The organism is Acinetobacter sp. GRABPA_MV_2 (genome assembly GCF_056725885.1).
Genome location: NZ_JBWZNA010000007.1, coordinates 25,736 through 50,360, shown reverse-complemented (window position 1 = coordinate 50,360; position 24,625 = coordinate 25,736). Strand labels below are relative to the sequence as shown.

The window sequence follows — 24,625 nt, the reverse complement described above, 5'->3', positions numbered from 1 at the left end:
ATTCCCTGTTCCCCAATTAACACAATCGGTGATCAAATCTTGTGTCTAAAATAAAAACATAGCTAATCCCTACGGACAATAAGACTTTTTACATAAAATCAAAAATTCAAATATTTGATTTTTAATGATTTATTAATTATTAAAAAATCAGGATAAGCTTTACTTATTGAAGTTAATAAGCTGCTTTTATGGTTTTACATACAAAACAGCTTTTTTAAATAAGAAAAAATAGGGATAAAAGACACACAAAAACAGCTTATTTTTTAATTTGCTCATTGAGTCTTTTCATAGCGCATTCAGAGACCTTAACCGCAACTTCGGTTAATTTCTCTTTTAAGGCAACATCGTTTCCTTGAATGTAGATCGAGGTGAAATGAAACGTCTTTAACTGAATAGGCGTATTTAATATTTCTAGTCGTCCATCAGTAATTTCTTTTAGTGCTGTTAAGGTCGGCACCACAGCAATACCTAAGCCCTGCTCGGCTAAACGCAACAGCGTTGCCAATGAATAACTGGTAATTGAAAGTGGTTCATCAATCCCTTGCTCTTTCATTCGTGCTTTCAATTCTTTATAGGGATAGGTAATTTTTGGATAAGTTAAAATGGTATGTGACATTAAAGTTTTAAAAGACATTTGAGCAACACCACCTTTAAACGACGGTGAAGCCAAGAAACTTAGTTCAAAGTCACACAAGGCTTGTTCAATACACTCAAAAGCTAAAGTTGGCCCAAGTAAAAAAGCCATGTCTAAGTCACCTGTCCGAACACCTTCTTGTAAGTTAGGCGTAAGGTCTACCACAATTTCTACTGAAATTTTTGGGAACTCTTGCTGAACCTTTTCGATATATTCAACTAACCATGTATAAACAATAGTTTCGGAAACTCCCAAACGAATGGTGCCAGTCAGGTGCTGATTTTCAGTCAGTTCAGCCACCAGATCGGTCTCTAGTCGCATAAATTTTTCGGCGTACTTAAATAAAGTTAAACCTTTGTGTGTTGGTTTAAGCTGCCGATAACTTCGATCTAAAACTTTAAAGCCTAATTCATTTTCAAGAGATGTGATTTTTTGAGAGACCGCAGGCTGTGTGGTTTGTAATTTAGTCGCGGCCTTATTGAAGCTCTTTAAAGTCACAACCCAATAAAATGCTTCAAGATTCTTTAAATTCACGTTTCATCCTGTCTTAAAAAACTCCTTTACTTTTATAGTATGGGAGTTGTTAGCGTGATTAGGCTAGCAATAAATAAATTTTTAAATAAAATTAGCCATCAAAATTTTTAAATGCTTTAGAAAGCTGACTAATTGTTTTGATCTGTTTTGAATAACGGCGGCATGAGCGGCATGCCAATAAATGCAGTTGTAAACCACTTTGCTCACGTAATAACAATGGTCTATCTTGCTTTTCAGACAACAGTTGAGTGGCTTGTCGACATGTCAGCATGAACAATCCTCCTTCAATAACCATTTATTTTCTAAGCATTCACGTAGTCGGGTACGACTCCGATACATCAACACATTAAAGTTTGAGATAGACAATTCCAACTTGCTACAAATCTCATTAGAACTCAGCTCTATCACCTCTCTCATCATAAAAACTTGAGCATATTTGGCAGGTAAATGATTTAAACAAGCTTCAAAAATCATCCAAAAATCTGCCTGCTCCATCATTTCTTCAGGGCTTTGCCATGCTTGAGGCGCTTCATATTTATGCCAATGTCCAGAAGCATCAAACAGTGCATCAATACTCAGTTCACTTTCCTCATCTTTAAATAATTCTGTCATTGAGACCAAACGCGATTTTTGCCGAATCACATCAATAATTTTATTTTTTAAAATCGCGAACACCCATGTTTTAAACGCAGCACGTCCTTTAAATGAATCTAAATGCTGGAAAGCACTCGTTAATGCCTCTTGCACCACATCTTCAGCTTGAGGAAGAGAAGAAAGCTGTAAAAAAGCAAATTTTATCATTTGCTGTCTTAAGTCTTGTAAAAAGCCTGGATTATGCAGCTGATCCCCTATTTCTTCATGATCTGATGCCACGGCTGAAGTCATCCTTATACCTCTTTAAAATCATGGGGAGTTTGAATCAATCGCATTCGAGTTAAAAGTGCTTTTAGTTCTTGAATCTGCAGATAAATATCATGTTCAGATAAATCAGTGAGTACAGATTGAATCAGTGTATGAATATCTTGGTCAGTTAACTTTACATTTTGAGTCAACTGTTCAATCACCATAGCAAACAAAGGCGAAAGCTGTTCAATACATACTTTGTCTTGTTCATCTCGCCAAACCATAATTGCTCCAGGCATAGGCTCGACCTGTTCTGGAGTCATTAAAGTTGTCCACGTATAAACGCGATATTGATAAACCAATACCCATACCTTTGTGGTTAACTGCCAATTACAGTTTTCCTGCAAAGCTATTTTTTCAATTTCAACAGTGTCTAAATACAACTCAAGCCATTCAAACTGCAACAACTCAGCCAACCAAGGATATTCTTGCAATATCGGGTGCTGCTGATCTGTCAAATACTCTCTAAACTCAAGAGAAATATCATTATACAAAGGCGAGCGGCACTGGGCTTTTTGAAAAAACTCCGAGAGTAATTGTTGCCACTTTAACTCTGGCAACATCGCACGAGCCACGGGATAAACTAAATCAATAAATGAACAGACATTATTAAAAAGTAAGTCTCGATAAATATTCATTCGTTCGGCAGGAAGAGCTTGAGGTAATTCCAAATCAGGATCTCTAATCCAGTCACAAAACTGTTGTTGCATGGTCTGAAAGGATATTTGATTTTCCTTCATAGCCACTCTCCTGTTGTTGAATTATTTTAATTTTGGCTAGCTCCTCTTCTAGCTCTTGCCATGATGGAATATTAAAGTCGCGTTCAAGTAAAGTTGCTTTCACACCACACACTTGATAGGTATATCTCAATAGTTCCCATACGCGATCACAAACTTCTGAGCCATGCGTATCAATTAATAAATTTTTCTGAACTTGTTCATGTCCAGCAATATGTAAATAACGTATTCTTTCTTTTGGCATGTCCCGAATAAATCCAAATGCATCACTGCCATGGTTAATACTGTTGACATAGACATTATTTACATCCAGAAGCAAATCACAGTCTGCATATTGAAGAACTTCACGGATAAACTCCGCTTCACTCATTTCAGCATTTGGCATTAAATAAGTAGAAACATTCTCTATGACTAATCGTCTTCCTAAAATATCTTGAACACGTAAAATACGTTCAGCGACATATTGAACAGCCGCTTCAGTCATGGGGATTGGCAACAAGTCATATAAATAGCCGCCATCATTTGTATAACTTAAATGTTCAGAATAAATCGAGACATCATATTGTTCTAAAAAGCTTTTTATTCTTTCGATAAATTCAAGATTGAGTGGATGAGGACCGCCAATAGACAATGACAAACCGTGACAAATTAATGGGGCTTTTTCAACACACTTTGCGAGTAATTTCGCATGTCGACCACCAAAACCTAGCCAGTTTTCAGGAGCAACTTCGATAAAATCGGGATATGTTTTTGCATCTAAAAACGAATCTATAAAATCACGCCTTAAACCCAGCCCTACGCCTGACAAATCCATCATGGTAATTTCTCCTTTTGGAAACGATGCCGACACTTACCAGAAGGTCGACATCATCCATGATCAGATTGTTTACTTAGCGCCGCACTTACCGTCAGCGACTTTTTTATCTGCACCGCACTTGCCGTCCGCTGCTTTTTTGGTTGCTCCACATTTACCATCAACTGCTTTTTTATCTGCACCACATTTTGCTTCGGCAGACTTTTCGTGGTTTTTCATTTTGCTAGCACCGCATTTTGCTTCACCGCATTTTCCATCTGCTGCTTTAGTTGCATGTGCTTCGGTTGTTGTATGGGTTGCTGCTACCGCCACTTGTGTAGCGCCAGCAACTGAAAGTGCTAATAATGCCGCCACTGAAGTCATTGAGTTGAGTTTGTTCATTTTAGTATTCCTTTAAAGATAAATTCTCGGTTTGTACATTTGTACGTATAGTTAGACGGACCAAATCCTTTTTTATTACACCGTAAATAAAAATTTTTTTATGTAAGAAATACAGTCTTTATCCGACTAATTAATATTAAATCGCATCGGATGTGAAATTATCATGAAGAATTTTATTTATGGCTTATCTCAATATTATCAAAAACTGGGTAAAACTCTACAACATGCGGACGGCATCGCAGCTCTGGCTCTTCGATTATATTTAGTTCCTATATTTTGGATGGCTGGCACAAATAAATTAATGCACTTCAATGATATTGTAGAATGGTTTGGCAACTCAGATGGAGGTTTAGGACTTCCCTTTCCGTATGTAATGGCCCTGCTTGCAACAACGACTGAATTAGCAGGTGCAATATTATTAACATTTGGTTTGCTAACGCGTTTAATTAGTATTCCCCTCATTATTACGATGTTAGTTGCTATATTTACGGTCCATCTACCGAATGGATGGCAAGCGATTGCTGATCCAAATGCACCCTTTGCAAACATGCAGGTCTTGGCCTCGGCTGAAAAGTTAGAGAAAGCTCGTGAAATATTACAAACCTACGGCAATTATGACTGGCTCACGTCTAGTGGTTCGTTTGTAATTTTAAATAATGGAATTGAGTTTGCCGTTACGTATTTAGTCATGCTTCTCGCACTGCTTGTTCTTGGAGGTGGCCGTTATTTCAGTTTAGATTATTGGATTAAAAAGAAGCTGCTCTAATTAATCATTACGCTCAGAATCCTACTTACAGCAACATAGAGCATCTTTTTCTTATTGTGTGCCATGTCTGGTTCATGACACACAATCAATATTGAGGCAATTTGGTCAAACCAGAAGCCTGTATGAAGTTATCGAACTCTCACAAAAATAATATCTAGGTCTTTTTTGGGTACAAACTTAGTCTTGGTCATTTGAAATTGAGTTGGACTAATTTTTTTAACTGGCCCATCCCAACAAAATGAAACCAGTTCGTCTTTATCGCGCTCAATGGTTAACTTAAAGTTTTCAATTGGTTTTGCCCAATTTGCGCCCGTCGTCAAAATATAACCCAAAGCACTAAACGGCGAATTTTCTGCACTGGCTTTTTTTAAGCCCTGCTTAAATTGTTTATCCATACAAAATTGCTGGTTATATTCGTCTGGATAGAGAGCAACAGAACCACCCACCAAAGGTTTATATTCATGCTGAATTTTAGTCAGACTATTGGCTTTGAAGGTCTGCTTCCAACTATAGATCACTTGAGATGACCACGGAATCACATCATCTTTTTTAAAATTGGCTAAAATTTTCTGTATTTGTGGCTTATTACATTGTTTTAGCTTGTCTACATAATATTCATAATCATAGTTAGTGCGAGTCCACGGATTTAGCATCTCTTTTTCACTAAAACCGCACTGTTTAAACTCATCCGTAGCATCAATCAGGGGAGATTTTTCACCTTTTTGAATAAAGGTTCTGACATGCATTTCCGGCTTTATATTTTTACCATCCACCACAATTTTAAAACTTTTTAAAAGCTGTTCGGTGTGAGCAAAATCAGACTCAAAAAAATTATCAATGCGCGGTAACGGAAATAAGATGGTTTCCGTTACGTCTTTATTACTTAAGTTTTTATAAAGATAGTCGACCTTAATCAGTTTTTTACTGATGAATAGATCTTCGCTTTGCATGGCAATCTGCGAGTTTTTGAGATATTGAATCCCCCCCGTACCCACGTAACCCGTAGAGTCGTTGGCTAGACCATAGGTAGATAACGAAGCTAAAACAGCAAAGGTTAATACAAACGTTTTCATTTTAAAGCGCTCTGTCATTTTCTAATTATAAAATATCGATCTGGAATAAAGCATAACTGTTTAAGCACAGATGCGGTTAGTTTTTTAGTAATGACTCATATATCGCTTTAAATCTAAAAACTTTAATGAAAATTTAGTTTTTGTCTCGTCATCTTTTTAGGCACACTAATTTTTCCAATAAAATTAGTTAACCATAAAATACATTCATCACGATGTTCAAAGTGAGGCATCAAACTAAGGTCAATTTTTATATCTCTATCTGCCAAAGGCAAACTCAAGCAATATTCAAAGTCAATCGACTTATATTTTAACTTCAGATCTTTTTCTTGGGCCTGTTTTTTGATTTCCGCCATGATGCGGTTAAGGTTAACAATCAAATTATTGGAAACTTGATTATTTTCATAGACACGTTCATAGACGTTTTCAGCAACGTCAATGTATTTTATAAGCTCTGCATTTTCATTCATATCATTCACATTCTCTTTTTTTAAAGATTATGAACAGCTAAATGTTTAATTGCGTTACTTGGCACACTGGTTATGTGAAAAATGTATCTTTTCCTTTATTGCGATATAAACTTAAATTATTGTTATTTATTATAAAACATAAAAATCATGCATATTTACATACAATTAATCTTGTCTATGATCTGAGTTTAAACATAAGAAAAAATTGAGTTATCAATTATATTTAGTCAAAAAAAAACCGCCCCAGAAGGCGGTCGCTGAGTTTAAACCAGCAGTATATAGAAGCAAGGTGGACGTTCGCTTCTATATTCTTTTATGAAGGAGTTTTATTGGTTTTCATAAAATCCTCAGATTTAAAATAATTGATAATCATGTCTGCATGCTCTTCTTTTGGAGGAGCAACAGTTACAGGAAACGAATCTTTCGACATCTTAAAACCTGGTGGTAAAAAATGCGAAATTGGTGGCAATTTAGGCTTTCCCCCTTCTGTGATTCGCTCAATAAAACCAGCCAACCATAGAAGATATTCACCTTCGTTTGTAAACTTTGGCATGACACTCAAATCAATTTTAACTTTACATTCACTTAACGGTTTAGTTAAGTTTTCTTCAAAGTCTATATAGTTGAACTTGAGCTTAAACTCAGTCCCCTTGATGGCTTTTCGGGTCTGACTAATTAAACAGTTAAGGTTCTGAGTAATGTCATCAGTGAATAAGCCATCTTTTTTTATATTTTTATAAACCTTTTCGGCTACAGCTAGATACTTTGGCATTAACCTCTCTCCGTCCTATTGTTATAAAGTTCTGATCTATGAATATCTTATGTATTTGATTATGCTTAAACACGTGTAATTAAAGGTAACCTTATTAGACTTGTTTGTAAGTAGTTAGCATTTTATGTAAAGCGCGCCAATAAAATACCGAAAAAAATTATGGTTTTGATAACTCATCCGCAAAAATGCATGGTTGAATAGAGAAAGTTTGAAACATTTATTTTCATATTATTTTTACCATTTGGTAAAATTAATATGCTTTCATTTGCTTATCTCGTCTCACTAAACCCAGAACAGCTCGACGCACTCGTATTTCTTCTTCAGAAAAAGGTAAATGCTCGATAAGCTCGCAAATTGAGAGAGAATTATTTTCGATCAAAAAGCAGTCTTGCTCTGTTGTCCAATTAGTCGTAGCCGATTCAGTTTGTTTTAAATAGCGTTTCATATTTCCTGGCAGACTTGTTTACATATACAAAAAGCCTGCCTTTAGGCAAGCTTATATTTCAGATTTTGAATTGATCATTATTATAGCAGTCTATACATGATATGTTCAGTTAATATTGTAGCTGCCCTAACTAAACATTATAAAAAAAGCCCACTTACTGTGGGCTTCTAAATGGTTATTGTGCGGCATTTACCCCAACAATAAACTGACTACAATTAGAACCTTCAGATGCATTACCTAATTGCTTTTCAGAAAATTTAAATTTAGAGGCAACTGACTCATAATCTTTTTTAAGGCTTTGTCCTGTTAGCTCACCAAGCTCTTTCACTTGTTCTGGTTTCAAGATGCCATGTTCAACTGCTTGGTTTACCATGACACATGCTGTCGTCATCGCGTCATAACGCGCAGCAGTTTTAGAGTAGCCTAGAGCACCGATTACACCACCAACAATTAAACCAATAATGACCGCCAAAGTTACGTGCATTTTATTCATTTTTTAAATACCTAAAAATCTAACGAAAAGACGAACACTTCAAAAGGATGTGCTCAAGTCCGAGTAGGATAGTCATATTTACAGCTTATAAAAAGTTAGATTCTGTCACATTTGTTGATAGTTAAAATATTTCTAAACCATCAAGGTAAAAATGGCTTTGTTAGAAACACAAATCCGACAGAGAAAAAAGCATTATCATGATGAGACATTTGGTTGCCATAACTTGCGTTTAACTGAACAAAATCTTTATAGACCATGTATCGAAAACCTGTTTGATAAAAGGCATCTTTTCGGTCATTACCATATACTTCGGCAGTGAGCGTTAATGGATGAGTAAGTTGTGTTTCGGTTCCAATTCCCCACGTGGTTTGATTTTTATGTGTGGTATTTTCACGTAACCATCCCATATTGGCATGGATTAAAAATTTATCATCCAAAGTAGAAAGACTTAAAGGAACATTAACCGTCCAATCTTTCTTTGAAGAATCTTTAGTATTGATTTGAGTACCAAATGAAAAACCGATTCCCCAATCATTCGTTTCTAAAGGTTTTAATAAAGTCTTACCTTGTAGAGTTGCATAACTGACGTGCTCGGTATCATCATTTACTCTCCCCATCCCTACAGCAAATTCAAAATTACCACCAAAATTACAAGCTGGTGTTGCCCAATATTCTTTACTGTCAGAGTTATGCTGCGCCCATGTTTCTAGCTGACAAGTTTTTGGAGAAACAAGAGCGGCATCGTCAACAACCATAGGTCGTCCACTATAGCTTGCATTAGATAATGCGAATAAACAGAAACCAGAAATAAGTGAGCGTTTCTTTAAAGTAAATAACACTGGCATCACTCCCATAAGTCATGAAGCATATGCAAGTACTAGAACCCAACATGATTAGATCATGGGTTAATAATAGAAATGAAAAGATGAAAATAAAAAAACCTCTTCTTGCATCCACAAAAAGAGGTCTGTCAGGACTTCAGTGGATACTTAGACTATTACCGATCGACTACTGTCACTCGAGCAAGTACTCACATTGAAGCTCCTAAAAATTAGTTGGGCGGATTCTAAAATTACCATTGTTAAATATCAAGTTAAAATTTCATGACAATCTAAGCCATAGAAAACTGCTTATTTTTGCTCGGTAAGATGCTGAGTTACCGCATTAAAAAATAAACTTTTTTCATTATCAAGCTCAGCAGAAGGCATCGCGGTTTTCCATGTACTCCATTGCATCATGACAATCTTGTCTTTAGGGTTAATGGCTAACATCTGTCCAAAAATACCCAGTCCCCAGAAAGTTTCATCAGAATTTTGTGTACTTAATGGTGAACCTTTTTTTGCATGTGAGTTCCACCATTGAAAACCATATATCCCGTTTGGATAGTTTTCTGAGACAGAGCCTTTCGCTTGATTCCATTTGGTCGCTTGTGCTGTCCAGCCATCAGGTAACATCTTGTCGCCATTAGAAACACGTCCTTCATTCAATATAAATTGTCCGAAACGCGCATAATCACGTAACGTTGCATTAAACCCATGGCCACCCATATCAACTTGATTGCGGGTATACGACTGCCAAACACCTTCTCGCTCCATGCCTACCCGCTTCCAGACATTATCTTCTAGGTATTTAGCAATATTCTGATGCGTTGCTGCTTCTAAGACTTTACCCACCAGATATGCCCCGCCTGTGCTGTATGACCATACTGTTCCTGGTTCATATTTCGCTTTCAGTTTTTTCACATTTTTATAGACACAAGCATCTGGATTGTTAGCTGCCTCACAATAGGTCATTTTTGCAAAATCTGAATTTGGATCTTTATAATTTTCATTCCACTCAACACCTGAAGTGTGTTGCAAAAGCTGTTTTAAGGATACTTTTTCCCAAGCAGTTCCTTTCAAATCTGGTAAGTATTGAATGATTGGATCATCTACCGATTTGATTTTACCTTGTTGAATAGCGACACCTATGAGCGTTGCCACAATAGACTTTGCCACTGAACGAGAAGTCCATAAAGTCGTTTCATTGTTACCTTGTCCGTAATATTCATAGGCAATTTTGCCATCTTTTAATACAATCAGACCTGCAACACTTTGATTTTTTATGTAGTCATTTAAATTATAACTTTTACCATCTACCGAGTAATGGATATCTTTATTTTTAATACTGTTCTTTAGTTTTGGGAGTGCAAGCACGTTTTTCTTATCAGGGTGAAAAACGCTGCCATCATAACTACGGAATGTATTTCGAAAGCCCACCACCCTTTGTTGTTGTGTCCATGTCAACATATCATGTGGGTCAGGTAATTTCTTATCCACGATCGTTGGACAGTCCTTTAGTTCCAACTGCTGACAGCTATATTCAGCACAAGCGACACTACTGACGAATAGACCAGTGAACAGTAAGCTAATTTTTGTAATCTTCATCTCTTTTTTCCCTTAGTAGAGCTTAATTTGAGTGACTAAACCGACAATCACATTGCTATTGAAGGCTTTTCCTGTAGAGCGGTAGTAGTTATCTGGATTCCAGATGTATTGTACGAATGGGCTTAGAGTTAGGCGTTTGTAATTAATATCGGTATCTAAAGAAAGAAAAGAGGTTGTTTTATTATTATTACCATTAATTTTCTCTGTCATTAAAACATAATCATCATTAAGTTGAGACTGACCGAACTTCACGCCTAAATGATTCTTTCCTTGATTAATTTTATAGCTTAATCCTAATTCCCAATAATTTTTATAAGGCTGATTTTTCTCATCAATATATGAGTAAGCACCAAATACAGTTGGAATATTCTGATTATTAAAATCATGGTTAAATCTAAAATTCAAACCATCTGTACCATTATATTTTTCTTGAGTATAGGCATTACGATATTCAGAATCATTATAAAAATATAATAACTCTGCTTTAGTGTTTTTATCTTTATATCCGACACCATATACTTGGGTAGAACCTAGTTGATGGTGAAAGGAAAAATCTAATCCTTTTTTCTTATAGACATAATCATCTGTGTTGACCTCAAAAACCCCTGCATGCATATAGATATGGTCTGATAAATTATATTTGGCATAACCGCCCCAATACGCATAGTTAGTCGGCAATGAACCCATTGCGCCTTTAATTGGGTCAGTACACAACAGGATATTTTGACAATTGTTATAGAGGAAATATCGTCTTAGATTGGTACGCCCAACGGACGTATAGAGTTTTTTATCATTCCAATACTTATCCCAAGTCAGCAAACTGAGTTGGGATGAAGCCAAATCATTGGCAGCAATTGCTCCACCGACATAACTTCCTACTCCTCCAAACCAATTGTTTGAAGTATTTAGCTGTGCATCATCATTTAAACCATTAAACACATATTGTGCTTTTAAAACCCCAAAGTCATGACTTTCATTCGCCAATTTAATTTCAGTATTTAAAAACAAACCTGCTGAATTAGTAAAATTGTCATCTACAGCACTTTCTTGGCTATACATCGCTAAATCAATAACATTAGCTGTGAACTTGAAATTGTCTTTTAGGCTCACTTCTGCATTTGCACTCATACTATATAAAAGCATGAGTGTACCTATACATCCTTGTTTAGATATATACATAGAATCCTTTCCTTTAAATATAATTAATCATTTTCCTAGTTTTATATTTTTATAATTAAAAACTTGGCATAATGATTATTTCTAGCTCAATTTAATATTTATTAATTCTGATATCTTTTGAATATCCTCCACCACAAATTAATAAATTATATTTAATAAATATCGATAATTTTTGGCTTACTGATTTATTTCAGTCCCATTTGATAAATCTGATTTCAACATATTTATATTGGTTTGACTTGTGTGCGAATGACATCAATTTTGTCTAAAAATGACATACTATTTTTTAATACTTAGACTATTAGATAATAGAATAGGTTGCTTATTAATTTTTAAATATCAAAAACTTAAACCACAATGATTATAGTTATATCTTTTAATTCAAATAAATAAAGGCTTGGATCAGATCAATTCAAGCCTCTTTGGTTTCAGACAAGTGTTAAATATATTGTTAACTTAAAAGATCTTTCTAAAAAGCTTCTACTTATTTTAAAAACTCTTTCACGGTTTCTTGCATACTTGTCGTTGCACGGCCAATGAGCTGATGCAGATCTTTGCTATCACTATATAAACCGTCTTTAGATACGCCTTCATCCGAATCTGCCAATATATGAGCAAACCCTTCTGGTACACCAACCTGCACTAAAAGTGCTTTATATTCTGCTTCAGGTAAATCTTGATAAGTTATATCTTTTTTAGTGATTTCGCTTGTCCATTTTGCAACATCATCAAGCGTATAACTTGTATCACCTGCCAATTCATAAATCTTATTTTCATGCCCGTCTTGCGTTAATACCACAGCGGCCGCAGTTGCATAATCTAGACGTGAAGCAGAAGAAACTTTACCGTGATGAGTTGCCCCAAAAATTTTGCCATGCTCTACCGCTTGTTTAAGACCCATTGCATAATTTTCGTTGTACCAGTTATTACGTAATAACGTGTAGGGAATATTTGATGCTTTTAAATATTCTTCAGTTTCAACATGTTCTTGTGCAAGTAAAAGTGGTGTTACATCTGCTTTTAATAAACTTGTGTAAGCAATAAATTTTACATGTGCGAGTTTTGCTGCATTAATAATATTTTGGTGTTGTAACGTACGTTGACCAATTTCATTTGATGAAATTAATAAAAGCTTATCAATACCTTGTAGTTGCTCTGAAAGTTTTTCTACGTCATGAACATAATCAAAAGGACGAACTTCTACCCCTTTTGAGCTTAAATCCATAGCTTTTTCTGGATTACGGACTAATGCCACAATATTTTTTGCTTCGGTCCGTTCAAGTAATTGAGAAATAACGAATTGACCAAGTTGACCTGTTGCACCAGTAACTGCAATACGCATGGTGATCTCCATCTGATGTAGTTGAAATATTTCAATCATCGTAGTATCTTCACTTACTAAAAGTAAGTACTTACCTAAAAGTAAGTTCAGCATTAAATGTAAACTTTTGTAATGCAGGTAATGAGCAATGAAAGGTCAGGTTTTTGCAGCAGATTGTCCATCTAGAAAAATTTTGTTGACACTAACAAGCCGTTGGAGTGTTTTAATTTTAGTTGCACTACGTGATCAACGTTTACGCTTTAATGAATTAAAAAAAATAATTGATGGCATTAGTGAAAAAATGCTGGCACAAACCTTAAAGTCACTTGAGCAAGATGGTTTTATTTATCGTCAGGATTATGCCGAAGTACCCCCTCGAGTAGATTATCAATTAACGGACTTTGGTCGAGAAGCTTCCGAACGCCTTTTTGATTTAACTGATTGGCTTGAAAATAATATATCTCGGTTATTAGAAAAGCAGCCTCGTTCAGACTTAGTTTTATAAGCAAATTTCAGCATATTTAAACTCGCTTCACGACTGATATATCTTCATCTAACTTTGATCAGCAAACGTAGAGTCCGACTCTCTCATCTAAACCCCAACAAAAAACACTCAAGCACTCTCTCCCGCTCGATTGCCACATCCGAGCTTAAAAGCTGAATAATTGCACCTTCAATCATATATAAAAATAGCTTAGCGTCTTGAAAGGTAGCATCGATTTTGAGTTTTATAAGCTGGCTATAAATTTCATTAAGCAGCCATGTTCTATATCTCACTGCCGTTATATAGGCTTTTGGATAGGCCAGTTTAGTTTCAAAAATTGCTTTAAATAATAGGTAATACATCCCCTCTAAATCGGTGTGTAGGTAATAAAGTTTCTTGAGTTTATCCTTCACGTTTGTGCCTTGGTCGTACTGAGCAATTGAAACTACTTTTTCTTTTAAACGTTCTTTTTGTACGATCAAACAGATTTCAACAAATCGCTCTTTAGAGTGAAAATAATTATAAAAAGTGGCTTTCGGAATTTTTGACTCTTTAACGATTCTATCTACCCCAACGGTATGAAAGCCACGATGGTGAAATAAATCAATCGACTTATTGATGACTTGAATAGCGCGTGTTGAGAGAACTAAATTTGGCATAGTCTTACCGTTATAAAATTATTGTTGTTTCTAAATGAGATACTTTTTTGGGAGAAAAAAGGCACAGCCAAGCCCGTAAGACTGTGCTTGGCACATCTCAAGTTTTATTGTTGATTAAGTTTTAAAACGAAGTAATTTAAAGCCTGAAAACCTTACGGCGATCAAACTGCTTTAAAAGTTTAAGCTGTGTCGTTATAGCTTTTGGCAAAGGCTGCCAAGAAATAATGGATGTGCAAAGCCAACTCCTTTTTATTGGGAGTTCTGCCAGACATTAAAATTATGGTGGCAGAACGAAAGGGGTTAGCAGACTGGTCAAACGTGGCCAGCACACCCGAAGGTGTCCCCCTCCGTTCCGCCATAGAGGGGGCACGAGGGCTCAACACTAGAAGCACGAAACTTCTAATGTACGTTTGATACGGTCTGCTAAAACCGACTGGCAATGTAGGCCAGCAGGCAAAGGATAGTAGCCCGCCCTCTTTCAGTCAAGCACACAAAATGACATTTGCTTTAAAATAGATCATTAAAAAGTAAGGATAAATAATTAAAATTTATTGTTAAATTGGGGTTTATAAAACGTCTATCAATCAAAGCTCCATCGAGGTCTTAAAAGATACAACTTGCAAAAAATCATCTATGATAATATTTTAGAGTAATTACTCTAAAGTGAGATCTAATAATGAAAACTAAAAGAATTGGTTCGTATCACTGGATGCAAGCTACCAATGGTCAGCTCAGCTTCAAAGAGAAAATTAAGTTAATTCAAAAAATTATGCTGCCAAGTGTTATGGCTTCTATAAAAATAAATTACTTTCGATTCAAAACTTCTCATGATTTTGATATTGATCAGATCGTAATACCAGATACTCAAATGGTTAAAGTCGCGCTTGATGAGCTCGAAACTAAAGCAAGTATATCTATCTACAATCATTCATGGCGAACCTATTTCTGGGGAGCTGCCCTAGGCCATATACAAAAACAGCAATTTGATGATGAATCACTTTTAATAGCCTCACTTTTTCATGATATTGGCTTAACTGAGCAACATATTCATAGTAAAGGTTGTAACTGTTTTACCTATGAGAGTGCTAAACAATTTGAGCTAAAGGCTAAAGAACAAAGCTTTGATGAGAAGAAAAGTGAAGTCATTAAAGATGCTATCTGCTTACATATGAACGGCTATATAGATCATTCTGACCCTGTAGAAATTGCGCTATTACAACAAGGCGCATCATGCGATGTAATTAGTGACGGTCTATATAGACTCCCCGTCTCTTTTAGAAATGAAATTTTAGAAAAATATCCTAGAAAACAATTTAATAAAGAATTTATTGAGCTTGTTAATTTAGAAAGTAAGAATGTACCAAATTCTCGGACTAGTCTATTAAGTAGTCTTGGTTTACCACTCATGATTAAGTCAAATTTATTTAAAGAGTAGAAATATTAATATTTATAAAGTGCTTACACCAAGAATTAAAACACTTGGAGTTGGATTTTGGGGTAAAAACGTAAATCTCTTATATTTAGAGTTCTGCCACTACATTAAAGTTATAGTGGCAAAACCAAAGAGTCTTAGCAGACTAACCCTATAGGTCAATATGCAAAGAATAAGCTTCAATACTCAACTTATGACACCGTAAACTTAACACTATTATTTTGATAGATTGGCGTAATATCCTTGCCGTTGAGTGTCACTTTTTTGTAGGTGCCTTGGACTTTTTTAGCTGATAACACCGTATAAGTTCCTGCTGCTAAATTATCTTTTGTGACGAGCTGCAATGTTCCATTTAAGGTAAGGGTATTTGCCACCTGAACTGCTGGAAGTACATTCGATTTAAAAGTGATGTTAAATGTGGTCCCTGCAAGCTGAGTTAAATTACCCGCAATGATAACTGTTTTAGCTGAGTTGGTTTTTAATAAGCTGTTTTCATGCATGTAAATATCGCCTTGACCACCACCATGCTCAGACAATATTTCTAAACCACCCTGTTTTAAATCAATACCACCAGTAAACGAGTTATTTCCTGTCAGTGCTAAAGTTCCTGTACCTGATTTGGTCAGTTTACCCGCACCCGTAATATCATTACTCCATTGGTCATATTGATTAAAGCCACCTAAATTGGCATCCATGGCCAGATTTACATCACCATCAAAACTGCCATACCCTGCACCCGCTCTAAACAGGTTTAAGCGACCATAACCTTCGACGTCATCCATGACTGGATAACCTGACGCAAGCGCAGTCGATTTCAAAACTACACGGCGCTGATCGGCAGTTAAATAAGGAAGTCGAGTTTCCAATAAAACTTCAGCTCCCTTAGGCACCGTCGCTATTTTTGTTTTATCGCCAATTTGATTAAAACCATAAGTCATCCAGTGGCTAACCTGCTGTTTTAATTTTTCAAGATCGGCGAAACGGTCTTTCGCGTCATAAGGTGTTTTAGCCAAACTATAAAACGATTCAAATGTTGAGCTGTTGGTTTCTTTCATGAGCTGTGTTTGAGCTTGTAGATAAGCTTCTTTTCGTTGCTCAACAGTCATCGCATTTAAGTTTGCAACATCTGCAGCAATCGACTGAAGTCGTCCGCCAATCACGTCCATCGCTGAATGCATTCCCGCGATAATACGTGAATCACCCAAGTCTAGACCACGCGCAACGAGTTCCTGATAGCGTTGAGGCACTAAATAGGCCATCGCAATTGCATTTCGGCCAGCTTCGGCAGTATGTCCGCTTGGGAAACCACCGTCAGTTGTAGGTGAACTACTTTTTGCCGATTCTAAACTAGGTACAACAATGACTTCTGAACTCCAGCGCCACGGACGAGCATATTTATAAAAACGTTTTGCTGGCTCTGTCGATGAGTTATTTCCCATCGCTTGCACAAATTCAACGACTTTACCAAAATTGGCATTTCCATCGGCCGTAGTCAGCCCACTATTATTTCCTTTGTCATCATATTTTACTTGTGCAGCGTCGGCTGGCACTGAATTGATTGTGGTGGTCTGCCCTGTGAGTTTTCTCCAAGGATCGGTTAATGCTCCCATTCCTGTCGTTACGCTATAACTTTTTCCACGTCTATCATCTAAATAGGCCCGAATAGCTTCTTCATCTGTACGTTTATGCGTAGTTTGAATTGAATAGTTAATGTTGTAATTCAATACATCTGCATTCTTTTTTATACCGTCCGTACTGTCGCCCGGTAAACCTGTCCAGTTTGATTCGACTACAGCCGGAAAACCATCTCTTGCCTCAGCAGATTGGCCTGCATCTACAAATAAACTTGAAGGTGTCCATACATCTAAAAACCCGCTCAGCACACGTACGCCAGCATTTGTTTCAACCGTGGCATATCGTGCATCACCACGTTGATTGGTCGTCCACGAATCTACAATGGTGGTGATATTTGATGGAACTGGAGCAGTATCTTCAAAGCCAATACCCTTTGGCACCGCTGGTATTTCTTGGTTTGCTGCGGAATTATCATCTGAGCTATTGCTATCATTACACCCCGTAAAAAAGACTGAACAAGAGATAAGAGAAAGTAGAAGTGTATTTATTTTAAAGCTTGACATGATGTGATCCGTTTAATAAATATCCGTATCTTTCACCATGAATGTTTAGCTGGTATTACATATTTAAAATTAATTTAAATTTTTCTAAACAATATTAACTCTCTTTTTACTTTCTATACTTAACTGCTGAAATACCTGTTTTGCCTATTTTTTGAAATGAGATAACATTTTTAAAAAGTCATTTAAAGGCATGGGGCATCCCCACAAATAGCCTTGAAACTCAGTGCATCCATTACTTTTAAAAGTACTAAATTGTTCATGAGTTTCAATGCCTTCTACTAACACACGAAGGTTTAAATCCAGTCCAATTTTAATAATACCAGTGACGAGTTTATTACTACGTTTATCATCCAATGCTGCCTGTACAAAGCTACGATCAATTTTGATTTGGCTGATGGGCATTTTTTGTAGATAGCTTAAAGATGAATAACCTGTACCAAAATCATCAAGAGAAACCTGAACTCCTTGTTTAGATAAGAACTGCATTTTTTCGATCATGCTCACACAATTCGTTAAAGCAATATTTTCAGTAATTTCTAGTATGAGACGAGATGGATTGATGTCATATTGCTGAATCAACCCAATCACAGTTTGCTCAAAGTTTGGTTGCATGAAGTGATCAGGACTAATATTGATTGAAAGCGTAAGATCTTTAGTCTCGGCTTTTTTGCTCCAGTCTTGTAAAACTTTGCACGCTTGAGCCAATACCCATTCCCCAATCTCTGGCATTAAGCCAAAACTTTGTGCCGATGGAATAAAATCTTTTGTAGGAATATATCCTGAAACAGGATGATGCCATCTTAATAAGGCTTCCGCGCCTATCAGTGTTTCAGAGGCATTGACTTGTGGTTGATAAAAAAGCTCAAACTGTTGTTTAGCAAGCGCTAAGCGTAGGTCTTGCACCATGGTATTTTCTGTTTGTATCTCTAATTGCATGGTGTAAATTGAAATACAGATCATGAGCGTAGCGACACAAGTTGCAATCCATCCGCCATGATCACGAATATCTTCCGGCAAAGGGATAGCGCTATCAAGATTAAACGAGCTGCCACTAAAAAATATAAAGCATCCAATCGACAAAAGAATTAAAGCCGCTTGTAAAAGGCTTGGATTTCTACGGTAATTTAAATATCCCAATATCGCCCCAGCGGGTAAAAACAAATGAGCTACCTGTGGACGATCAACGGTAGCTATATCAAAAAATAGGCAAAAAACGACTGGAAAAACGAGAAGAACGGATTGTGAGAGGAGAATACCCGCTGAAATGCGGTTTATATAAATGAGAAAAAGGCTAAATATGGAGATCAGTGTAAAAAAGATGTCCATATAAACAATTAACCACATTTGTGAAAATGCGAAATATATAGTCCAAAACAAACAAAAAATAATACAAATAAAGATGTTTGCTTTTGCTGCGATTGTAAGCTGCTGATCTTTTACGGTACGGTAATTTTTTTTGCGTTTTTTAAAGTAAGACGAAGCTATCATAAATACATCAACCGTAAAATATTTCTTCATAAACCCCAAGCTTGATCAGTGATATACCCTGTCAATTTTCACCAATAAAACGTCATGTTTTATTTACTTTTCTAGGACTCATCTTGAGATCGATATTGTTTTAATTGTGGTGGCGCAGTCTAGTGCTTGAATTGAACAAACTTGCTTTTCAAACACTCTATTATTTTAAAATATTGTTCCCTAACGATACATGCCTCTACTGGGCTACACAAGGTTTGAATATTAATAGCAGTTAACTTATTTAATGAGAAATATCATTTAGCCACTATAGATAGCTCAGTGTATATTATGCGACTCGGCTTCTGGTTTATTTAACTCTCCTATGAAGAACGCATTTTCTGAAAGCAACCAAATTAGAAAAGTTTCTAGTTTCTCTGAACTTGTAAATACAAAGTTCCAAGGAGAGACAAATGCGATTTGCTGGCACAGAAATTTGGTGGGCGACTTTAAAGAAATTGTGAATAATCTTCAGTTAAAAGAAAATATTACAGAAGTTTCCATTGAAGACTTGTTAGACCTACAACTTTCAGAAAAAGGTAATCTTGCAAGGACAACTATTTTAGAAGATATCGAGCTGTTAACTGATTTTGGTGCATCACCTGTACTTAATTTGCTTAAATATTATGAACGCGATGAAGAACTAGATTTCATTTCAACCGATGTATATTCATTCCATGTTGATCGCTCCCCCATTGAAACCGATACATTCTTATGTACCTATCACGGCGCTGCTAGCGATATTGTGCCCAATGATCAAGTTGAACAAAAAGTTTTAATTCCAGAAATTAGAGAAAAGCTCAAAGAATTACATGACGGCTCTGATGCTGAATTTGAAGCTTTTTTGGCAGAGTATTTTTTTGATTTGCATTATCAACCTAAACCCGATGCTCAACCTGTAAATTTAGGTACGGGACATATTTGGCGTTTAGCAGTAGATCATCCAACTCAAAAGGTTTTACCTTGTGTTCATCGAGCACCTGTTGAAAAAAATGGCGAGTATCGATTGCTTTTGATTTGTTAAATATATTGCCACTCCATGACTGGAATGGCTTGAAATCATTTTTATCCAAGAAAAACGGGCTTAAGTAATCTCTTAAGATATTCCGAAAACGGATCAAATAAATTCGGATATCTAGCAAATCAAAAATAATGAAAATTATGATTTAAAGTAGTTGACCCTCACGTAACGTAAGCCCCTAGCATAAAACACGCCTAAGGAAGAAGGAGCTAAAAAGATGCTGTTAAAAGTTGGTGAATTGGCTAAGCAAACAGGACTTACTGTCCGTGCTCTTCATCACTATGACGATATCGGTTTACTTCAGCCTTCGGTCCGTTCCGATGCTGGTTATCGACTATACACCCGTAAAGACATTACTCGTTTGCATCAGATTCAAGCATTACGAGGACTGGGAATGTCGTTAGCCGAAATCTATACGGTTCTTGAAGACCCCAATCTTGCGCTTTTACCGATTATTGATCAGCAGATTCAAGCAATTGATCAAAGGCTGACAGAGCAAAAGAAATTGCGAAATCAGCTCAGCAAACTTAAATCTCAGATCATAAATGGTGAAGAGCTTGGTTTGGAGGATTGGCTAAAAACACTGGAGCTTATAGCGATGTTTGAAAAATACTTTACAAAAGAAGAGCTTGAAAAACTGACTTTCTTACAAGCAGGCACTAAAAGCCACCAAGAATGGCAAGAGTTAACTCAAGCAGCAAATGCACTATTTAATGCTGGTGAACCATCTAACAGTGAAGCAGCTCAAGACCTAGCTCGAAAGTGGATGAAAACTCTTGAGCACAATACGCGAGCTAACCCAGAATGGTTAGTTAAACTAAATGCCATAAACTCAGCCGCACCTGAATTTCAGGAAAAATTAGGCGTAACGCCAGAAGTTGTTGAGTTTTTACTTAAAGCTTTTTCTGAGAGTAAGCTGAGTATTTTTGCCCGTTATTTATCTGACGATGAGTTTACTTTTCTAAAAGGAAATTACATTCGTGAGATGAAAAAATGGCCTCAATTATTGGTCGATATTGAAAAATTGATTGATGCCGAGGTCACACCAGATAGTGATGGAGCAAAGCGTTTGGCACAACAATGGCTCTCTATGCTACAAGGCTATGCTGGCAAAAATCCAAGTACTCAAGAGAAAATCCGTACAGCAATGCAAAGTGAACCAAGCCTTGCTGACGGTACTTGGCTCAAACCAGTGACCCTACAATTTCTAGAAAAAGCAGTAGCAGCACTAATGCGTGATGCTTAGTTCTATCAAAACAACTGGCTACACCATAGTTTGGTGTAGCTTTTTAAAATACTCTATTCACCCATAAAAACAGGTTTTTTATAAATTAGTTTTTGATATTTATGATTATTTTTGTTTTCACAATTAATATATAACATTCACACGAACCCAATCTTCATACTTGGTTGCCTGAACATTCGTACTTGATATGATCGCTCCATGAATAGGAATATTTTCTTTCATCCCTGACGCAATTCGTGAACGTATTTTATCCGCCATCCCTCCCCAAATTTGAGTGTGGCCCGCATCTTGATACAGTACATATGCAACAGATGCTGGGCTGGCAGTAGATTTAAGTTCAAAGTTATTGTCTGAGGTTACAGCCAATTGATACGGTGTATTTTTGCTGCATTGCACAGTTACATCCGTTCTTGCAGTAGGAACTGGCTGAGCACGTTCAACCGAACCAAAATCTAAGTTTCCTTGTGTGGAAACTTCACAAGTTTCTAGAATGGTTAAACTGACCCTTAATGATGTAGATGCATTTCCAGCATCTGCACTATTTATTGTCAACATTCCCATCAGAGAAAATAAAGCATGTCTAATGACTTTCATTTCTTCTCTCCTTAACTTTTTGTTCTAATGTCTATTCATCTTTATATTGTGTTTTTTCTGTTCCTATTAAAGAAACAGCTTTCAGGATTGTTTAGTTATAAGACTTAATATTGCACAGTGTCAATCTATACTAATCACATGATTTGCATATTATTTTTATTATTTGTGATGAGTTACACGCAATCTAACTAATTTAAAAAGTAGTGGATGTTTTTTATTTCTCCTAAGCATAAAATTTGTCATTATTTATCAAACTGTATGCAGTTTAATCACCCCACTACTTCTAAAAATTATCAATAATTTATAATCTACTTTTAAACCTTGCTTAATCATTCTGTCCATTCTCGCAATTGCATAAAAAAACCGATCAAAATAATATCCAAACAAATAGATTATAACTTTACATATTGTTTAGCTTATAGATTCAATACTAAGAAAATTGTGAAGTTAAATTTAAAATGAATAATTCTGGCCTTTAAAACCATTTATTTTTAATTCGAGAAACCATTGATATGAAAAAATATTTATTATTAATTTTATTCAGCTTTTATTCGGTTCATTCATTTGCTTCGGACAAACTACATGGCAGTGTTTGGAAAACCATTGATGACGCAACCAATCAACCTCGAGCGCTGGTAAGATTTAGCCAAGATAAAAATGGCAACCTCTCTGCAAACATCGAAAAAATACTTGTTCCAAGTGAAGCCAACAAATGTACGATGTGCGAAGGTACTTATAAAAATAAATCTTTGATTGGTTTAACCATCGTCAAAAATTTAAAAAGTGTGGGTCAAAATAAATATGACAAAGGTTCTATCCTCGACCCACAGTCAGATAAGACCTATCGCTTTAGCCTAACAGTATCACCAGATGGTGAAAAACTTACTGCACGTGGATACATTGGTATCTCTGTGATTGGCCGAAATCAAACGTGGTATCGAGTTAAATAGGTCATGAAGTAGCAGTAACCAACTCTTTGTAACTACTTACCGATCATAATTACAGTCAATATGTGCATGATGGATGTAATAGTTTTTATGATCGGTACTTAGCTTGAATCATCAGCATAATAATGACGAGTAGCGAAGGTATTGCAGCAATCACGAATAAATGGGTAATGACCAGAAATTGAGAGAGATAACCACCAAATAGCGGCCCAATGACCGAACCCAAACGGGCAATTCCGATACTCCAGCCCACGCCTGTAGTACGAAGTGAAACTGGGTAATAACTGGCAGACAGTGCATTAATGGCAGGTTGCCCACCAACAATGGCAAAGCCAGCAATAAAAATGATAATAAATAATAAAACAATATGGCTAACCACATAGCCAATTAAAGCAACACTCATCACTGCAACCGAAAAAACAGGAATTAATACTTTATAAAATCCTGTCTTATCGATTTTAAGGCCCATCACCACACTACCAATCGTACCGCCTAATTGTAGAGTGGAACCGATCATCAATGCCTGATTTAATGAAAGTCCTGACTCTTTGGCCAAAGTCGGGAGCCAGTTCGCCAGAAAATATAGACTGATCATATTTAAGATACTAATGATCCAGATGGAATAGGTAAAAAACGCGCGCTGATTTTTAAACAACTCAAGCGGCGACTTTTTAACCTCAACTTCAGTGTTATTGATGATTTTTATTTCTGAATTAAATGTTAAGGCCGGATAGAACTTCTTTAACCAAAATAAAATTTTAGGAGTATTTTTATTATCTTCACTCAAAAAATATAAAGATTCTGGTAACTTAAAGTATGTGATAAAGAAAATAATTAAAGGAACAATACCACCAAAATAGAAAATCGCCTGCCAGCCTCCCCAAGGAACTAATAAGGCGGATATACCGCCCCCTAACATTGCCCCTACCGTATAGCCACAAGAAATGACCATCATGGTAAAAATACGAGATTTGAATGGAACAATTTCGGAGCTATAAGCCATAACATTTGGCATGATCCCTCCTAAAAAAATTCCTGTAACAAAGCGGATTGCAGTCAATTGCTCAATATTGCCCACATGTGGCGTCACCAGCATCAACACCGAGAACATAAAAGTCGAGATCAGTAAGATGGGACGGCGGCCAAAACGATCAGAGAGTGAACTTAATAAAAATGATCCAACAAACAAACCAAATAAGCTGGCGCTAAACACAATTCCTAGCATGGATTTTTGAACGCCCCATTCTTCTATAATCATTGGGGCTGCGTAAGCCATAGACTGGATGTCATAGCCATCCATAATCATCAGTAATAAACAGGTGATCAGAATAAATTTTTGATAGCGTCCAACTTTCTGCTGATTGATCAGATCACTTAATGCAACTTCTTTCATGGTATTCCCTTCTCCATGACATGCTTTAAATTAATTCATTTTAATTATGCAATACGTAATCAATTTACGATTAACGTAAAATAAAATAGCAATAATATGCTAACAAAGTCAAAATATTATTTTTTTATAATATAAACAAAAAGTTAGATCAGATGATTTGATTCTGTCTGAGTAATGATCTCAACTTATTGCACAGGAGCTATGGTCTGCTCATCTAACAAAAAAACAAGCAAACCATACATCCTATTATT

26 protein-coding genes are annotated in these 24,625 nt (G+C 36.2%); 6 read left to right on the top strand and 20 right to left on the bottom strand.

All coding sequences use genetic code 11. The features are described 5' to 3' along the window. Positions 1-256: 256 nt before the first annotated feature. From mumR to ACXM0J_RS08340, 6 genes are all read right to left on the bottom strand, one after another. Complete coding sequence (gene mumR, locus ACXM0J_RS08365) at positions 257-1,168, bottom strand: LysR family transcriptional regulator MumR (RefSeq protein ID WP_014206319.1); 912 nt, start codon at positions 1,166-1,168, stop codon at positions 257-259. Between the two features lie 91 nt (positions 1,169-1,259). Beyond that, the gene (locus tag ACXM0J_RS08360) at positions 1,260-1,439 is read right to left on the bottom strand and encodes a zf-HC2 domain-containing protein (RefSeq protein ID WP_213034406.1); all 180 of its coding nucleotides are present in this window, start codon (positions 1,437-1,439) and stop codon (positions 1,260-1,262) included. Continuing rightward, entirely contained in the window at positions 1,433-2,053 is a 621-nt protein-coding gene (locus ACXM0J_RS08355; RefSeq protein WP_086265092.1) for an RNA polymerase factor sigma-70, read from the bottom strand. The genes ACXM0J_RS08360 and ACXM0J_RS08355 overlap by 7 nt, the downstream gene beginning before the upstream one ends. Positions 2,054-2,055: 2 nt before the next feature. Then, on the bottom strand, positions 2,056-2,811 hold the full coding sequence (locus ACXM0J_RS08350; RefSeq protein ID WP_086265093.1) for an HvfC family RiPP maturation protein: 756 nt from the start codon (positions 2,809-2,811) through the stop codon (positions 2,056-2,058). Continuing rightward, the gene (locus tag ACXM0J_RS08345) at positions 2,762-3,625 is read right to left on the bottom strand and encodes an HvfB family MNIO-type RiPP peptide maturase (protein WP_086265094.1); all 864 of its coding nucleotides are present in this window, start codon (positions 3,623-3,625) and stop codon (positions 2,762-2,764) included. The genes ACXM0J_RS08350 and ACXM0J_RS08345 overlap by 50 nt, the downstream gene beginning before the upstream one ends. Before the next feature lie 69 nt (positions 3,626-3,694). Beyond that, positions 3,695-4,003 carry an HvfA family oxazolone/thioamide-modified RiPP metallophore gene (locus ACXM0J_RS08340; protein ID WP_086265095.1) on the bottom strand — a complete coding sequence of 103 codons (309 nt, stop codon included), beginning with the start codon at positions 4,001-4,003 and terminating at the stop codon, positions 3,695-3,697. A 163-nt stretch (positions 4,004-4,166) separates the two neighbouring features. On the opposite strand from ACXM0J_RS08340, the gene ACXM0J_RS08335 reads away from it, so the two are divergent. Then, complete coding sequence (locus tag ACXM0J_RS08335; protein WP_032007623.1) at positions 4,167-4,769, top strand: HvfX family Cu-binding RiPP maturation protein; 603 nt, start codon at positions 4,167-4,169, stop codon at positions 4,767-4,769. Between the two features lie 128 nt (positions 4,770-4,897). Here ACXM0J_RS08335 and ACXM0J_RS08330 read toward each other — a convergent pair whose 3' ends face one another. The 9 genes from ACXM0J_RS08330 to ACXM0J_RS08290 all read right to left on the bottom strand — a co-directional run bounded on the left by ACXM0J_RS08330 (position 4,898) and on the right by ACXM0J_RS08290 (position 12,966). Next, positions 4,898-5,842: a DUF4424 family protein gene (locus tag ACXM0J_RS08330; protein WP_213034407.1), complete on the bottom strand. Its 945-nt coding sequence runs from the start codon at positions 5,840-5,842 to the stop codon at positions 4,898-4,900. A 122-nt stretch (positions 5,843-5,964) separates the two neighbouring features. Further along, a complete protein-coding gene (locus tag ACXM0J_RS08325; protein ID WP_086265097.1) occupies positions 5,965-6,309 on the bottom strand; it encodes a hypothetical protein in 345 nt (114 codons plus the stop codon). A 313-nt stretch (positions 6,310-6,622) separates the two neighbouring features. After that, positions 6,623-7,081: a hypothetical protein gene (locus ACXM0J_RS08320; protein ID WP_086265098.1), complete on the bottom strand. Its 459-nt coding sequence runs from the start codon at positions 7,079-7,081 to the stop codon at positions 6,623-6,625. Positions 7,082-7,331: 250 nt separating this feature from the next. Next, a complete protein-coding gene (locus tag ACXM0J_RS08315; protein WP_005070097.1) occupies positions 7,332-7,526 on the bottom strand; it encodes a hypothetical protein in 195 nt (64 codons plus the stop codon). 175 nt (positions 7,527-7,701) lie between these two features. Beyond that, on the bottom strand, positions 7,702-8,019 hold the full coding sequence (locus tag ACXM0J_RS08310) for a hypothetical protein (protein WP_005070099.1): 318 nt from the start codon (positions 8,017-8,019) through the stop codon (positions 7,702-7,704). Positions 8,020-8,159: 140 nt separating this feature from the next. Continuing rightward, positions 8,160-8,864 carry a hypothetical protein gene (locus ACXM0J_RS08305; protein ID WP_086265099.1) on the bottom strand — a complete coding sequence of 235 codons (705 nt, stop codon included), beginning with the start codon at positions 8,862-8,864 and terminating at the stop codon, positions 8,160-8,162. Positions 8,865-9,149: 285 nt separating this feature from the next. Continuing rightward, positions 9,150-10,445: a serine hydrolase domain-containing protein gene (locus ACXM0J_RS08300; protein WP_086265100.1), complete on the bottom strand. Its 1,296-nt coding sequence runs from the start codon at positions 10,443-10,445 to the stop codon at positions 9,150-9,152. A gap of 12 nt (positions 10,446-10,457) precedes the next feature. Then, the gene (locus ACXM0J_RS08295; RefSeq protein WP_086265101.1) at positions 10,458-11,624 is read right to left on the bottom strand and encodes a carbohydrate porin; all 1,167 of its coding nucleotides are present in this window, start codon (positions 11,622-11,624) and stop codon (positions 10,458-10,460) included. Between the two features lie 484 nt (positions 11,625-12,108). Then, entirely contained in the window at positions 12,109-12,966 is an 858-nt protein-coding gene (locus ACXM0J_RS08290; protein WP_213034410.1) for an SDR family oxidoreductase, read from the bottom strand. A gap of 127 nt (positions 12,967-13,093) precedes the next feature. Here ACXM0J_RS08290 and ACXM0J_RS08285 point away from each other — a divergent pair, with 127 nt between their 5' ends. Continuing rightward, positions 13,094-13,450 carry a winged helix-turn-helix transcriptional regulator gene (locus ACXM0J_RS08285; RefSeq protein ID WP_032003267.1) on the top strand — a complete coding sequence of 119 codons (357 nt, stop codon included), beginning with the start codon at positions 13,094-13,096 and terminating at the stop codon, positions 13,448-13,450. An 83-nt stretch (positions 13,451-13,533) separates the two neighbouring features. Here the strand turns inward: ACXM0J_RS08285 and ACXM0J_RS08280 are convergent, their stop codons facing one another. Continuing rightward, positions 13,534-14,088, bottom strand: a complete 555-nt coding sequence (locus ACXM0J_RS08280; protein ID WP_086265103.1) for a TetR/AcrR family transcriptional regulator — start codon at positions 14,086-14,088, stop codon at positions 13,534-13,536. A gap of 676 nt (positions 14,089-14,764) precedes the next feature. On the opposite strand from ACXM0J_RS08280, the gene ACXM0J_RS08275 reads away from it, so the two are divergent. After that, a complete protein-coding gene (locus ACXM0J_RS08275; RefSeq protein ID WP_086265104.1) occupies positions 14,765-15,523 on the top strand; it encodes an HD domain-containing protein in 759 nt (252 codons plus the stop codon). Positions 15,524-15,711: 188 nt separating this feature from the next. On the opposite strand, the gene ACXM0J_RS08270 is transcribed toward ACXM0J_RS08275, so the two are convergent. Beyond that, complete coding sequence (locus ACXM0J_RS08270) at positions 15,712-17,658, bottom strand: acid phosphatase (RefSeq protein ID WP_086265105.1); 1,947 nt, start codon at positions 17,656-17,658, stop codon at positions 15,712-15,714. Positions 17,659-17,802: 144 nt separating this feature from the next. Further along, the gene (locus tag ACXM0J_RS08265; RefSeq protein ID WP_086265106.1) at positions 17,803-19,176 is read right to left on the bottom strand and encodes an EAL domain-containing protein; all 1,374 of its coding nucleotides are present in this window, start codon (positions 19,174-19,176) and stop codon (positions 17,803-17,805) included. Positions 19,177-19,498: 322 nt separating this feature from the next. Here ACXM0J_RS08265 and ACXM0J_RS08260 point away from each other — a divergent pair, with 322 nt between their 5' ends. Both ACXM0J_RS08260 and ACXM0J_RS08255 read left to right on the top strand, forming a co-directional pair. Next, positions 19,499-20,197 carry a DUF1826 domain-containing protein gene (locus ACXM0J_RS08260; RefSeq protein WP_086265107.1) on the top strand — a complete coding sequence of 233 codons (699 nt, stop codon included), beginning with the start codon at positions 19,499-19,501 and terminating at the stop codon, positions 20,195-20,197. 214 nt (positions 20,198-20,411) lie between these two features. Then, positions 20,412-21,440, top strand: a complete 1,029-nt coding sequence (locus ACXM0J_RS08255; RefSeq protein WP_086265108.1) for a MerR family transcriptional regulator — start codon at positions 20,412-20,414, stop codon at positions 21,438-21,440. A gap of 123 nt (positions 21,441-21,563) precedes the next feature. Here ACXM0J_RS08255 and ACXM0J_RS08250 read toward each other — a convergent pair whose 3' ends face one another. Continuing rightward, positions 21,564-22,034: a Csu type fimbrial protein gene (locus ACXM0J_RS08250; RefSeq protein WP_086265109.1), complete on the bottom strand. Its 471-nt coding sequence runs from the start codon at positions 22,032-22,034 to the stop codon at positions 21,564-21,566. A 512-nt stretch (positions 22,035-22,546) separates the two neighbouring features. Between ACXM0J_RS08250 and ACXM0J_RS08245 the strand changes: the two genes are divergently transcribed. After that, on the top strand, positions 22,547-22,984 hold the full coding sequence (locus ACXM0J_RS08245) for a DUF2147 domain-containing protein (RefSeq protein WP_086265110.1): 438 nt from the start codon (positions 22,547-22,549) through the stop codon (positions 22,982-22,984). Between the two features lie 85 nt (positions 22,985-23,069). On the opposite strand, the gene ACXM0J_RS08240 is transcribed toward ACXM0J_RS08245, so the two are convergent. Continuing rightward, positions 23,070-24,374, bottom strand: a complete 1,305-nt coding sequence (locus ACXM0J_RS08240; protein ID WP_086265111.1) for an MFS transporter — start codon at positions 24,372-24,374, stop codon at positions 23,070-23,072. Positions 24,375-24,625 lie beyond the last annotated feature (251 nt).